7 protein-coding genes are annotated in these 14936 nt (G+C 64.8%); 5 read left to right on the top strand and 2 right to left on the bottom strand.

Features of this window, described 5'->3' with window-relative positions:
* Positions 1-731 precede the first annotated feature (731 nt).
* Both VF167_09080 and VF167_09075 read left to right on the top strand, forming a co-directional pair.
* The gene (locus VF167_09080) at positions 732-3791 is read left to right on the top strand and encodes a TonB-dependent receptor (GenBank protein ID HEX6925572.1); all 3060 of its coding nucleotides are present in this window, start codon (positions 732-734) and stop codon (positions 3789-3791) included.
* Between the two features lie 67 nt (positions 3792-3858).
* Positions 3859-5451 carry a RagB/SusD family nutrient uptake outer membrane protein gene (locus VF167_09075; protein HEX6925571.1) on the top strand — a complete coding sequence of 531 codons (1593 nt, stop codon included), beginning with the start codon at positions 3859-3861 and terminating at the stop codon, positions 5449-5451.
* Positions 5452-5605: 154 nt separating this feature from the next.
* Here VF167_09075 and VF167_09070 read toward each other — a convergent pair whose 3' ends face one another.
* A complete protein-coding gene (locus VF167_09070; protein HEX6925570.1) occupies positions 5606-7144 on the bottom strand; it encodes a glycoside hydrolase in 1539 nt (512 codons plus the stop codon).
* A gap of 493 nt (positions 7145-7637) precedes the next feature.
* On the opposite strand from VF167_09070, the gene VF167_09065 reads away from it, so the two are divergent.
* The 3 genes from VF167_09065 to VF167_09055 all read left to right on the top strand — a co-directional run bounded on the left by VF167_09065 (position 7638) and on the right by VF167_09055 (position 13136).
* Positions 7638-10727 (top strand): TonB-dependent receptor, encoded by a 3090-nt coding sequence (locus VF167_09065; GenBank protein ID HEX6925569.1) that lies wholly within the window; start codon positions 7638-7640, stop codon positions 10725-10727.
* A 12-nt stretch (positions 10728-10739) separates the two neighbouring features.
* A complete protein-coding gene (locus VF167_09060) occupies positions 10740-12515 on the top strand; it encodes a RagB/SusD family nutrient uptake outer membrane protein (protein HEX6925568.1) in 1776 nt (591 codons plus the stop codon).
* A gap of 330 nt (positions 12516-12845) precedes the next feature.
* Positions 12846-13136: a hypothetical protein gene (locus VF167_09055; GenBank protein ID HEX6925567.1), complete on the top strand. Its 291-nt coding sequence runs from the start codon at positions 12846-12848 to the stop codon at positions 13134-13136.
* Between the two features lie 309 nt (positions 13137-13445).
* Here the strand turns inward: VF167_09055 and VF167_09050 are convergent, their stop codons facing one another.
* A complete protein-coding gene (locus tag VF167_09050) occupies positions 13446-14894 on the bottom strand; it encodes a Gfo/Idh/MocA family oxidoreductase (GenBank protein HEX6925566.1) in 1449 nt (482 codons plus the stop codon).
* Positions 14895-14936 lie beyond the last annotated feature (42 nt).

The raw sequence follows: 14936 nt of genomic DNA, 5'->3' as shown, positions 1-14936 counted from the left end.
ACCAATCCGCCGACTGATCCCGAACTTCTGGCAGATCTCGCTCATCGAGGTCCAGCCCTCGAGAGCCTCGAGTACAAACCGCGCTCGCTCTTCCATCGGGCAGGTCTCACTCCAGGGCATCGAGCACCTCCAAGTTCGGGGTGCTCTAGTTTGCGCTGTGTGTTACCTATGTGCCCGGTTTAAACTGTTACCTATGTGGCCGGTCTGTACCCTCGCTGCGTCTGCACCCGCTGGCCCGTTCCTCCTTGTCTCCTCTTCTCCTTGTCTCCTTGTCCCGCAACCTCCCCCACCCCTGCCCCACCTCCCCTGCCCCTTGACTTCCCCTGGTTCCAACGATATCGATGGAACAAAGCCCACCGGCACTTCCACCACGGCTCCCGCCACCCCTTCCCCAAGTGGAGACGAGACGCCGCGGCGTGCACGATAAGCTCGGTATTCGGTAAGTGTCAGGCGGCCGCGCCGTCGGCCGCAGCCGAAAGTCCGGTGCAGTGTACCTGCCGGAGCGCTCCTGCTCCGGTGCCGCGCCTCCACACGCCGGCCCCCGCGGGCCGACGCGATCGCTCTTCCAGCAACCATGACCACGGCCACCGTCGGAGCCCCTCCGCGGTCCTGCTGGTTTAATCCCTCCGTCTCCCGCCGGGCGCTCGCACGCGCCCGAACCCACGCCCCCGGCGTCCCGGACCATCCGGCCCAGGCGCGGTGGGGCGTTTTCCTTCCCCTGGAGGTGCAGAATGAGTCCACTCCAGTCCGTGCGAGGTAGGCTGCTCGCGCTGACGGCTACGGCGTTGATCGCTGTGCCATCGGCCACGGCGGCGCAGGTGACGGGGCAGGTGTTCGGGACGGTGACGGACGAGAACGGACAGCCTCTGGCCGGGGCCAGTATTTCGGTAGTCGGGACGGCCGCGGGCGCGCTCTCGGGACAGGATGGTCGCTACACCATCTCCGGCGTCCAGCCAGGCCAGCGCACGATCCGCGCGGTGCTCATCGGCTACACGGAGCAGGAGGCCACGGTCACGATAGCGGCCGGGCAGGCAGTGGAGCAGAACTTCCAGCTCACCTCTTCCGCAGTGGAGCTGGAGGGCGTGGTGGCGGTCGGATATGGCACGCAACGCCGCGCCGACATCACCGGAGCGGTGGCCAGCGTCTCCACCGAACAGCTCGAGTCGCGGCCGATCGCCCGGATCACCGAGGCGCTCGCCGGGACCACGCCCGGGCTGACGGTGATCCAGCGCTCCTCGCAGCCGGGCGCCCAGTCGATCCAGTTCAACATCCGCGGCCGCGGATCGATCCAGAACAGCACCACCCCGCTCGTCCTGATCGACGGCATCGAGGGCGACATCAACCAGATCAACCCCCTCGACATCGCCAGCATCTCGGTGCTGAAGGACGCTTCGTCCGCCGCCATCTACGGCTCGCGAGCCGCGAATGGGGTGATCCTGATCACCACCAAGCGCGGCACCGCCACCGGGCGGCTTCAGGTCACCTATGACGGCTACTACGGCATCCAGGGCGTGGGCACGATGCCGAAGGCGGTCGGCCCGCGGGACTACCTCACGCTCATCAACGAGGCGCGCGTCAATGCCGGGCAGCCGCCCAACTTCTACAGCGAGGAGTACATCTCCAATACCGAGAAGGCGCTGCGCGGCGATCCGAGCGTCGACCCGCTGCAGTATCCGTGGACCGACTGGATCGACGTGCTCTACGACCCTGCCCCGATCATGGACCACACCCTGGGCGTGGTCGGCGGCAACGATCTCGCGCGCTTCAATCTCTCCCTGAACTACTTCGACCAGGATGGGATGCTGCCGAACACCGCGGCCAATCGGTACGGGCTGCGGCTGAACACCGACTTCAACTTGACCAGCCGGCTCACCGCCGGCGCCGACCTCGCCCTGCGGCGCAACTGGTACGAGGAGTCGAGCAACCAGGGAGAGGTGTACTTCCGGGCCTTCCACGACACGCCTCCCACGGTGATGGCGAAGTACCCGGACGGCACCTATGGCTGGAGCCGCAACAACCACAACCCGCTGGCCTACGCCGAGGCGTGGGGTACGGTCGACCGCACCACCTATCACGGGACGCTGAACACCAAGGCGGACTACCAGCTCTTCGACTGGCTGGCGGTGCGCACCCAGGCTTCGGCGGACGTGGACAACTGGGACTACGCCTACTGGCGCAACCAGGCGGAGTTCCGTGACTTCTTCGACCCCTCGATCGTGCGCAGGTCGATCGACACCAACCGGCTCGACCGCCGCAAGTCGACCACCCGTGAGTACTACCTCCGGGGACAACTCGACCTCGATCGCACCTTCGACCGCCACAGCGTCTCGGCCACCCTCGGATACGACCAGACACAGTTCGACTGGGACGAGATCCGCGCCGACCGCGACGTCTTCTACAGCAACGAGCTGCAGGAGATCAACGCCGGCGATGCGAGCCGCGACGGCAACTGGGGCACCTCCGAGGCCTGGCGGCTCCGCTCGGGTTTCGGACGCCTGTCTTATGGCTTCGACGACCGCTACCTGCTCGAGCTGAGTGCCCGCTACGACGGTTCGAGCCGCTTCGCCGAGGGGAATCGCTTCGGCTTCTTCCCCTCCGTCTCCGGCGCATGGCGCATCTCACAGGAGCACTTCTTCAACGTTCCCTGGGTGAACGAGCTGAAGCTGCGCGCCTCCTGGGGTGAGATGGGGAACCAGAACATCGGCCTCTATCGCTACTTCGGTAGCATCGAATTCGGCCGGGATTACCTCTTCGGCAGCACCCTTACTCCGGGCGCCGCCAAGGAAGATCTCGCCAACCGCGACATCTCCTGGGAGACCACGGAGATGACGGACTTCGGCATCGACATCTCCCTGTTCGATGGCCGCCTCAGCTTCATCGGAGACATCTATCGGAAGGTGACGACTGGCAACCTCATCGAGCTCCCCATCCCGGACATCATGGGCCTGGGTGAGCCCACCCAGAACGCCGGCTCCATCGAGAACCGCGGCTGGGAGGCGGCCCTCAACTGGCAGGACACCTTCCGAGACGGTAGCTACTCGCTGGGGTTCAATCTCTCGGACAACAAGAACAAGGTCCTCGATCTCAAGGGCACTGGACCCTACATCAACGGCGTCTTCATCATCCAGGAAGGCCTGCCGCTGGGGACGATGTGGGCGTACGAGGCGGATGGTCTCTTCGTGGACCAGGCCGAGGTGGATGCTCACGCCCAGCAGAACCCGCTCACCGGGCCGGGCGACATCAAGTTCGTCGATCAGAACAACGACGGCATCATCAACGCCGACGATCGCACGGTGGTCGGCAACGATCTGCCTCGCTACACCGTCGGCTCGAACCTCGCCGCCAGCTGGAAAGGCTTCGACGTGAGCGCGTTCTTTCAGGGCGTGCTGAAGGTGGACGCGTACCTCGAGGGCGCGCTGGTAGAGGGGCCCGTGTGGGAGAATTTCACCACCGAGGCGTGGCTCGACCGCTGGACGCCGGACAACCCCGATCCGCATGCACGCATGCCCAAGCCGGCGCTCCAGGTGCACCACAACTTCGGTGACCGGAACTCCTTCTGGGTGCAGGACGCTTCGTACATCAAGCTGCGCAACGCCCAGATCGGCTACACCCTGCCGCTGTCGGTCACGGAGCGGCTGAGGATCGACCGGATGAGGATCTACATCTCCGGTCAGAATCTCCTGACGTTCACCGACCAGGACCTGCTGCTCGATCCGGAGTTCCCGAGCGGCCGCGGAACCGTGTATCCGCAGACGCGCACGATCTCGTTCGGCACGAGCATCGGATTCTGAGGCGGCGCTCGCGGGCGCGTGGCGCCTGCGACAGGGTTATCCAACGACTTGGTGATTGCGAATACTCATGAAACGACATAGAGCACTCGCCCTCCTACTGGGAGGGGCCATCGTGGTGGCAGCGTGCGACGACAGCTTCCTGGAGACGCGGCCACCCGACGAGGTATCCGACGCGATCTTCTGGACGCAGCAGAAGGATGCGGAGCTGGCGGTGAACGCCCTCTACCAGCTCTACCAGGCGGGAGGCACCAACCGGACGAACCGCATCGCGTATCAGCTCGACGCGTTGACCGACAACGCCTGGGCGCAGAAATCGTTCGACAACTGGTACTCCATCGGGCAGGGCGCGGCCACGCCGCTCAACGGCAACTTCGGTGATTTCTGGGCGGACTCCTACCGCTCGATTCGCCGGGCCAACGAGATCCTCGCGCACATCGACGAGATCGAGGCGATCGATGCGGGGCTCAAGGAGCGGCTCATCGCCGAGACGCGCTTCCATCGCGCCTTCCACTACATGTACCTCATCAACCTCTTCGGCGACGTACCGCTGGTGCTGGAGCCGCTGGACGACATCGCGGCCGCATCCAGCGTGACGCGCACGCCGCGAGCCCAGATCCAGGAGCAGATCTACGCCGACCTGGACGCGGCCGCAGCAGTGCTCCCCGAGAGGTCGGAGTACCCTCCGGAGCAGTACGGGCGCGCCACCCGTGGTGCGGCACTCGGCTACAAGGCCCGTGCGGCCCTCTGGGCGAACGACTGGAACACCGTGGTGGCCGCGGCGCAGGAGGTCATGGCCAGCGGGGAGTACATCCTGGAGCCTGATTACCATAATCTCACCCGCTACGCCGGCGACGAGAGTCGGGAGATCATCTTCGCCGACCGCCGTGCCCAGACCATCCGTCCGCAAGGGGCGTTCGCGGACTACGGCCCGCGCTCCTTCCAGGGAGGGAGCACCTTCACCCCGCTCCGCTCGCTGGTGGACGACTACCACATGATCGACGGGCTGCCCATCGACGAGTCTCCGCTCTTCGACCCGGACAACCCGTACGAGAACCGTGATCCGCGGATGTACTCGACCCTGCTGTATCCCGGCGCACTCTTCGACGGGGTCGTGTACAACTCGCTGCCGAGCAGCACCACGCCCGACCAGGTGCGCAGCGACTTCAACGCCACCGCCACCGGGTACCAGTTCATCAAGTACGTAAACCCGGAGGATAAGAACGATCGCGGCAACAGCGGCGTGGACTTCATCCTGATGCGCTATGCGGACGTCCTGTTGATGTACGCCGAAGCCAAGATCGAGCTGAACCAGATCGATCAGACGGTCTACGACGCCATCAACGCGGTGCGTTCCCGGGCGGACATGCCGGAGATCACGCCGCCGCACACGCAGGATGAGCTGCGTGAGATCGTGCGGCACGAGCGGCGTATCGAGCTGGCCTTCGAAGGGCTACGCCTGTTCGACATCCGGCGCTGGGGCATCGCCCAGCAGGTGATGGCGGGTCAGCACTACGGGATCGACTACATCGACGAGAACGGAAACCTGCAGACCATCCCGGCCGATTTCCGCTCGTTCGATCCCGCGCGCGACATGCTCTGGCCCATTCCGCAGAAGGAGGTGGATCTGAATTCAAATATCTCGCAGAACCCGGGGTATTGAGGGCACGGTGGGTGAACAGTGACAAGGTGACAAGGTGAACGGCGGCGCGGAATCGGATGCTGCCGTGCTGGTCAACGCAATCGTGGATGGCGTGTGGCTCGGATGGATGCCCTGCGTGCCGTTCACCTTGTCACCTTGTCACCTTGTCACCTTGTCACCCTGTCACTCCCTCCCCCGCCACCGTCACCAGACTCCTCCCCGGTACCAGCAGCTCCCCCTCCGCGGATAGGCTCCCGTCGCGCCGCAGGTTCACATCCGGATCCTCCGTAGTGCGGTAGACCGCTCCCCCCCGCATCCCGATCAGCCTCACCCGCCGAGCCTCCTCGCCTCGGTTGACGAGGACGGCGACCATCCGGCCGGTGACGGGATCCCGATAAGCGGAGGTGAGCAGCTCAGCGTCGGTGCCGTTTACGAGCACGGTGTCCCGGGCGGTGACCTCGATGCGCCGCATGCCCGGACGGACGAAGCGGGAGTAATGTCCCAACGCCCACAACAGCTTCGACTCGTAGACAGCGCCGTCCAGCGTATCGCGGTCGATGTAGATCAGGCCGTCCTTGTAGTCGTAGGGGCTCACGGCGAGCCACCACTGCCAGGCGCTCGCCTCCGCGTCCACCAGGTCGGAGTGAATCACCCCGGTCACATACAGGGCAGTGTTCATCCCCAGGTCACGACCGCTGCCCTCGATCAGCGGGTTGTCCTCCAGCACGCAGTACTCGCTGATGACCAGCTCGAGCTCGGGGTCGACGGCCCGCAGCTCCTCGCGCACCCGCCGCCGCACCGAGCGCAGAGTGTCGGCCGGATAGGTGGTGAAATAGCTGTGCGCGGCGAGGCTCGGGGAGACGTGGGGGAGATCGCCCACGAAGTGGGGTGATGCGGGATCGAAGAAGGCTCGCGCCTGTGCTCCGCGGGTGGGCTTGTCGGCGGTCTCGTAGAGGTAGTTGAGCCGGGCGGTCTCGGCCAGCTCGATCCGGGTCGGGAGTCCCGCTTCGACCAGCGCGCCGCTGAGCTCGCGCGCGAAGGCCGCGATCTCCTCATTCCTCCAGGGGCCCCCCTCCTGCCCTCCCGTCCAATCCCATTGGGGCTCGTTCACCGGGCTGACATAGGTGAAGGTCACGCCGTCGGTCCGGCGGATCTCGTCGAGCGCGCGCACCAGGACGCGCGCGTAGTCGGCATAGCGCTCCGGAGCGAGGTTGGCGGCGTCTCCGCCGCTGGAGTGGGCCCGACCGTTCCGGGTGATTGCCACCGGCGGGCTGTTGGTGAAGGCGTAGAACTGCTCGACGCCTCGCGCGCGCGCCGCCCGGAGGAAGGCACGCTGGCCTGGCTGCGCCGCGGCATCGAACGAGCCGTCGGCGCGCAGGAAGGACTCGGCTCGGCGCCAGCGGTCACGGATCCCGCTCTCCCTGCCCTGCTCCACGCTCCCCGCACCGAGGTTGAAGCGCCAGGCGCTCAAGCCGATCCCGATCGGGGATCCATCCGCGGTCGTGTCGGTGCTGAAGAGCAGGTCCGCGATGCGCTCCCGCTTGACCTCCGGCCAGTGTTCGCCCACGAACTGGATGCTCCAGGCGTCGGAGGCGCCGAAGTTGTGGATCGTCTGGCGCTCCCGGTCGGGGTGCAGGGTGACCTCGATCACCTCTTCGTCCGCCGTCCCCACTCGCGCTCCACCCGTCTCCACGACCGTACAGGAAGCGACCAAAAAGGTCGCCGCGATCCGCCACAAGTCCTTGGATAAACGCAAGATACGGAGATTCCTGTGCTGACTCGGGGCGCGATTCATCGGGTGAACCGGGGGGTAGGGGAGAAAAAGCCAGGTGGCGCGGACCTGTTGACTAACCGGCGGCGGTACATTATCGGTGTATCGCTCGACTTGAAACCCCAAACGAACACCGTCGATTTCGACGCGCGCTTATCTCACCGAATCGCGCGAGTCCGGCATTTCCGAAGAATCAGGGGTCGCGTGGCCGACCGTCGCTAGATGGTTCGCCGCCCGGAGGCTCGTGCGTCCGGGCACCGCCGCAGCCGGTCATGGAGAAACACCGAGCTCGGCGTCGCCAGTCACCGACAATTCCAGAGCTTTGAACTATTTCGGCCGGGGCTGTTCCAAGCACCCGGCGTTGTACCCATCGGCCATCTCGATCGCCGCTCGTGATGGCTGATGGGATTCCTCCCAACCCCTCTGGAGGTTTCGGATGAAAGGACTCAGGTACGGCAAGCGATGGTTGCTGGCCATCGTGGCAGCCGCCCTGCTTGCCTCGCACGGGTCACTCTCGGCGCAGGCAACGGGTCAGGTCACGGGCACAGTGACCGGGGACGACGGCAGTCCCCTCTCCGGCGCGAGCGTGACCGTGCAGGGAACGGGGATCGTTGGGCTCACGGACGCCGACGGGCGCTACACCCTGACGGGCGTGCCGGCGGGCCAACAGACCCTCCAGGCAAGCATGATCGGCTACACGCAGGCGACCACCACGGTCACGGTCACGGCGGGCCAGAGCGCCACGGCTAACCTGGTGCTGTCCGCATCGGCGGTGCAGCTCGAGGGGATCGTGGCGGTCGGCTACGGCACGCAACGAAAGGCGACCCTGACTGGCTCCGTGAGCGCGATCTCCGGCGACGCGATCGAGAACACGCCGGCGGTCAACGTCTCCAACACGATCGGCGGCAGGCTGCCGGGTGTGGTCACCGTCAACTCGAGCGGCGAGCCTGGTTACGACGGCTCCTCGATCCGCATCCGCGGTAGCCAGACCCTGAACAACAACAGCCCGCTCATCGTGATCGACGGCGTTCCGGACCGCGCCGGTGGTCTCGAGCGCCTCAACCCGCAGGACATCGAGAGCATCTCGGTGCTGAAGGACGCGTCGGCGGCGATCTACGGATCGCGCGCGGCCAATGGCGTGATCCTGATCACCACCAAGCGCGGTAGGCCCGGCGCCCCGCAGCTGTCGATGAACATCAACCAGGGCTTCAACCAGCCCACCCGCATCCCGGAGATGGCCGACGCGGCCACCTACATGGAGATGCTCAACGAGATCGACATCTACCGGGGCCGGCAGCCGCGCTACTCCCAGGATGAGATCGCGAACTACCGGGATCCGAACGCCGATCCCTGGCTGTACCCGAACACCGACTGGTTCGACGAGGTGATCAAGCCGCTGTCGACGCAGACCCGAGGAGACATCTCGCTGCGCGGAGGCGCCGAGCGGGTGAGCTACTATCTCTCCCTGGGCGGCCTCACCGAGGACGGTTTCTACCGGAACAGCGCCACTCGCTACAACCAGTACAGCTTCCGCAGCAACATCGACGGTCAGGTCACCGACTGGCTGAACCTCCGCTTCGACGTCAGCGGCCGGTTGGAGGACCGTAACTTCCCGAACCGCAGCGCGGGCGCGATCTTCCGCTCCATCATGCGCGGTAAGCCCAACCTGCCTGCCTACTGGCCGAACGGGCTGCCGGGGCCGGACATCGAGTACGGTGACAACCCGGTCGTGATCGGAACCCCTGCGACGGGCTACGACAACGACGAGCGGTATTTCCTGCAGGGGAACCTGGGCTTCGACATCACGGTGCCGGGCGTCGACGGGCTGACCTTCCGCGCGAACGCCGCCTACGACGAGATGTTCCGGTACCAGAAGCAGTGGCGGACGCCCTGGACGCTGTACACCTGGGACTACGTCACCCGGGACGAGAACGGTGAGCCGGTTCTCACGCCGGCCCAGCGCGGCTTCAGCGACCCCGAGCTGAGTCAGACGGACTATCGCGACACCGACGTCCTCCTGAACCTGGTCGCGCAGTACCAGCGGGACTTCGGCGACCACTCGGTGTCGATCCTGGGCGGTGTCGAGCGGCAGACGTCCAAGGACTCCAACCTCGGTGCCTTCCGCAAGTACTTCATCTCCTCCGAGATCGACCAGATGTTCGCGGGCGGTGAGGCGGAGATGGACAACTGGGGCAGCGCCGGCCACGGAGCGCGGCAGAACTACTTCACCCGACTGAACTACGACTTCGCCGACAAGTACCTGCTCGAGTTCATCGGCCGCTACGACGGGTCGTACATCTTCCCCAAGGACAAGCGCTTCGGCTTCTTCCCGGCGGTCTCGGCGGGATGGCGAATCTCGGAAGAGCCGTTCTTCCAGAATGCGCTGCCCGTCTTTGACGACCTGAAGCTGCGTGCCTCCTGGGGTCAGACCGGTAACGACCGGATCGACCAGTGGCAGTACATGGCGACCTATGGCTTCGGCGGGGGTTACGTCTTCGGCGTGAACAACGAGGTCAAGAGCATCTACCAGACCCGCACGCCCAACCCGGATGTAACCTGGGAGGTTGCCAACCAGCTGGACATCGGTCTGGACGGCCAGATGCTCTCCGGTCGTCTGGCCTTCGAGCTGGACTACTTCAGCTATCTGCGCGACGACATTCTGCACTATCGCAACGCGTCGGTTCCGCAGACGACCGGCCTCAGCCTGCCGCGTGAGAACATCGGCCAGGTGGAGAGCTGGGGCTACGACGGCTCGCTGATGTGGCGGGAGGCGGTGGCGCCGGAGATCTCCTACGACATCACACTGAACTTCGGCTACGCCCAGAACCGCATCAAGTACTGGGACGAGCCGCCCGGCGCGCCGGACTATCAGAAGTCGACCGGCCATAAGATGAACACCGGTCTCTATTACAGGGCGATCGGCGTGTTCGAGGACTCGGCGGCCCTCGAGGCGTACCCGCACTGGCCGGGTGCCATGCCCGGGGACATCATCTTCGAGGATGTCAACGGCGACAACGAGATCACCTCCGACGACCGGGTGCGGATCAACAAGAACGGCGAGCCCACCTGGACCGGTGGCTTGACGCTCGGTGCGCAGGTGAAGGACTTCGACGTCACCGCCTTCTTCCAGGGCGCCTGGGGAGCGGTCCAGTACCTGGAGACCGAGTCGGGCGACATCGGCAACTACCTGAAGGACTACGCGGACAAGCGCTGGCGGCCCGACGCGCCTAACGACAAGCATCCGCGGGCGTACAACCGGCAGGACGAGTACTGGGTTTCCAACAACAACACGTACTTCCTGCGCTCGACGGACTACGTGCGTCTGAAGACGCTCGAGCTTGGTTACCGCGTTCCGGACAGCGTGCTTGACCAGTTGGGGATGAGCAACCTGCGGCTGTACGTGAGCGGGTTCAACCTCGTCACCTGGGACAAGTTCAAGCTGATGGATCCGGAGGCGCGGAGCAGCTCGGGTCAGTACTACCCGCAGAAGCGCGTCTTCAACATCGGCGCATCCGCCACGTTCTGAGGACTGACAATAATGAGACGACAGATTCGCACCGCCGCGGCAGCGACGCTGGTCCTGCTCGGCCTGACGGGTTGCGACAACGACGTCCTGGACCTGTCTCCAGTAGATCAGATCTCGGACGAGGCGGTATTCGCCGATCCGTCTCTGGCCGAGACGTTCCTGAACGACATCTACATCGGGATGGGGCACGGCCTGTACGAGATCATGCTCTCGTCGATGACCGATGAGTCCCACTTCATCCACGACTACAGCACCAGCGACGTGGTCCAGGCGACGCTCACCTCGAGCGATCGCGGCGCCATCGACGATGGCCGCTTCGACCATTTCGACTGGTCGAACAACTACTTCCGCATCCGTCAGACGAACATCTTCCTCGAGAATATCGAACAGACCGATTTCGACGAGGAACTGAAGAACCGGATGAAGGGAGAGGCGCTCTTCCTCCGGGCCTACTTCTACCACAACCTGATGCGGATGTATGGCGGCGTTCCGCTGATCACCAAAGTCTACGGACTCAATGAGGAGTATGAGGTGCCGCGGAACAGCTTCCAGGAGACGGTGGACTTCATCGTCGCGGACGCCCAGGCCGCCGCGGACCTCCTTCCGCTCAGCTACAGCGGAGCGGACGTGGGCCGCGCCACCAAGGGCGCCGCGCTCGCGCTGAAAGCCAGGGTGCTTACCTACGCCGCCAGCGATCTCTACCATCGTGCAGGCGCCACGGCCGAGACGGGCTATCCCACGGCCCAGGATCGCGCGGCGATGTGGCGGGCAGCGAAGCAGGCCAACGAGGACGTGATGAACCTCGGCCTCTACGAGCTGTTCGCCCCGAATCCCGCGTCTCCGGAGGAAGCGGCTCAGAACTTCCACGAGCTCTTCCTGCAGAAGACGAGCTCCGAGGCCATCATGAGCCGGTTCTTCCTGGTGAACCGGGGAGACGGCTACCATCCGGGTCTGCACAATGGGCCCAACGGCTACCACAACTGGGGCGGCAACACGCCGATCCAGAACCTGGTAGACGATTTCCTGATGGCGGATGGCACCGAGTTCGACTGGAACAACCCGGAGCACGCGGCGGCGCCCTACGAGAACCGCGATCCGCGGTTCTATGCCACGATCCTGTACGACGGCGCGCCCTGGCGCGAGCGTCCGGACGATGTGAAGGAGCTCGACCCCTACGGGATCATCCAGACCTTCCGCGAGCTGACGCTGCCTGACGGCACCACCGTTGGCGGGCTGGATACCCGCGACGGTCCGATCGAGGACTGGAATGGGGCCTACTCGGGGTACTATCTCAAGAAGTTCATCGACCCGTCGGTGAACCACCAGTTCGTGAAGCAGGAGGTCCCGTGGATCTTCTTCCGCTACGCGGAGACCCTGCTGAACTATGCCGAGGCTTCCATCGAGCTGAACGAGCTGGATGACGCGATCAGGGTGCTGAACCAGCTTCGCACCCGGGCTGGCATGCCGCTGATCCCGGCCGGCATCAGCCAGGATTCGCTGCGCCAGCTCTATCGTCGCGAACGGCGCATCGAGATGGCCTTCGAGGAACAGCGGTTCTTCGATGTCCGTCGCTGGATGATCGCGCCGGACGAGCTGAGCGAAGATGCTCGCGGCATTAACATCTTCCTGAAGGGAGCGGACCGCGTCAATCGGGAAACCTGGACGGACTACCGCTACGAGACGCGGGTCATTCAGCCGCGCGCGTGGGACGACAAGCTGTACTTCATGCCGATCCACCGCGACGAGTTGAACCGTAACTCGATGATCGTGCAGAACCCCGGTTACTGAGTCGACCGGATCATGATGGACGGTCCCTCCCCGGAGGTTCGGGGAGGGGCCGATTTTTTGTCGATCTGGCGCGGAGGCGGACGCCAGTTTCGACCCAGACGCGAGGCAACGTCGGCCTTGACCGCACGGCGCGAAACCTGCTTCCTATTTCTATTGTTCCGCATGCGACCACCCTCACCCTGATTGCCGCTCCTCCAATCTGCTTCCTCGCACGCGGGAGCCCCCATGATCCGCCGCCTCTCCCTCCCCATCTTGGTCCTGCTGGCACTGTCTGCATGTGCTCCGTCGCGGCACAGGGCGTACTCGCATGGACCACGTGACGGGTCCGTAATGCTGTGCGTCGAGAACCTGAGCGAAGCCGTGGGCACGATCCGCGTCTGGGTCGACGACTTCCGCACGCACACGGTGAGTTCCGGCAAACGCGTCTGCCGCACCATCCGGGAGACCTCCGCCGGGTCCACGCTGCGTGCCGAGAGCTTCGGCGGCGGAATCCGTGGCCCCGTTCAATACGCCAGCTTCCTGAACACCTCCGACGTGGACTGCTGGGACTGGATCCTTCGCGACAGCGCGGCGAGCGAAGCGCGGCTGGTGCCGTGTTCGTTTACGAAGCGGGAAGATTAGCTAGGAGCTGGAAGCTAGAAGCTAGAATTCTTGTCTTCATTCCTGGCGCTCGGGAGAAGGCGGGCGTCTGTCTTCGAGGCCAGCTCCGGGGACGATCAGACGAAAAAGGCCAGCGCCGATAGGCCGCTGGCCTTCATTGTGAGCAATCCTGTCATCACAGGCTGCAGCCCCTCCGGACGCCCAACCAAATCGGAAACACCGCAGATCTCGCGAAAAGGCCAACACGAAAAAGGAGCCGGCACCAACGTGGGTGCCGGCTCCTTCTCGCCCAAGCCAGGAATCAAAGAATTCTGGCTCCTAGCTTCCAGCTCACCGACTCGTCGTCCTCGGGCCCGAGAGATCCGGTACCACGAACGGCTCCCGGTAAACGTCCTTGAGCATGGCGTTGGCCTCGTCGTCGCCGACGAAGGTCTCGGTGGCGCCGTCGAACTTGAGCTCGCGACCGAGCCGGTAGGAGATGTTGGCGAGGTGGGCGAGCACGCTCGAGCGGTAGCCCTCCTCGATGTCGCAGTTCAGATCCGCCGGATTCCCGGAGCGCACGGCGTTGATAAAGTTGCCGTAGTGGCCCGAGGACCCCGTGCCCACCGTGATCCGCGCGTCGGAGGCCTCGGTCTCGATGTTGGACGAATCCGGTCCGGGCTCGTTGTTGTAGCCCATGTAGGTCTTCCAGTTGCCGCCGTCGTCGATCTCCAGGCGGCCCTCGCTGCCGTAGAAGATGTCGCCGATCATGATCTCACCGTCGGCGTTGGTCGGCAGGCCGCGGGTGCTGAACTCGAAGATCGTGCCGTCGGCGTATTCGAAGATCGTGGTCTGCGTGTTCGGCGTGGTCTGGGCCGAATCGGTGTGGATGAAGGTGCCACCGTGAGAGGTGATCTTGACCGGATAGTCGTCACGCCCGAGGCCCCAGCGGCCCACGTCGAGCTGGTGCGGACCCTGGTTTCCGGTGTCTCCGTTGCCGTACTCCCACTGCCAGTGCCAGTTGTAGTGGAAGCGGTTGGGGTTGAACGGCTTCGCCGGAGCCGGTCCGATCCACATGTCGTAATCCACCTTGTCCAGGTAGGCCCGGGTGTACGGACCCACGGAGCCGCGCCCACCGACGGTGAAGGAGAAGGGCGCCGACCCATCGGGCATGGGGCCGTCTGGATAGCGGCCGATATTCGGCCGTGCTTTGTGGCAGAGCCCGCGCGCCATGTAGATCTTACCGATCCCACCCTCGCGCATGAACTTGATCGCGGCGTTGACGTTCGGGCGTGAGCGGTTCTGGAAGCCAACCTGCATCACCACATTGTTGGCGCGCGCCGCGTTGACCATCTGCCGCCCCTCCCAGACGCTGTGGCAAGACGGCTTCTCCACGTACACGTGCTTGCCCGCCTGCGCCGCCCAGATCGACGCCAGCGCATGCCAGTGGTTCGGGATGGCGAAAGTGACCGCGTCGATGTCGCGGTTCTCGAACAGCCGGCGCATATCCGTGTACGTGCGCGGCTCCTCGCCCGTCCGCTCCCGCAACTCGCTCACGCGGTCGGGAAAGAGGTTCTGGTCGACGTCGCAGATCGCCGCGATGCGGACGTTCTCGATGCGGCTGAAGCCGCTCAGGTGTGCACCTCCCTGCCCCCGAATGCCCACCACCGCGAGGTTCACGCGGTCGTTGGCGCCGAACGCCCGACTCGGAATGATGGTGGGGAATGCGGCTGCGGCGGCGATCCCGGTCGTGGAGTGCTTGAAGAAGCTCCGACGGGAGATACCCTTTCCATCAGACATGGTGGTCTCCAGAGAGGCGTGGAGTGAGGACACGGGGATCGA

The sequence above is a fragment of the Longimicrobiaceae bacterium genome (assembly GCA_036375715.1).
Lineage (GTDB): Bacteria > Gemmatimonadota > Gemmatimonadetes > Longimicrobiales > Longimicrobiaceae > DASVBS01.
Note: the sequence above shows the minus strand (reverse complement) of the source record. Positions and strands in the feature narration are given on the sequence as shown.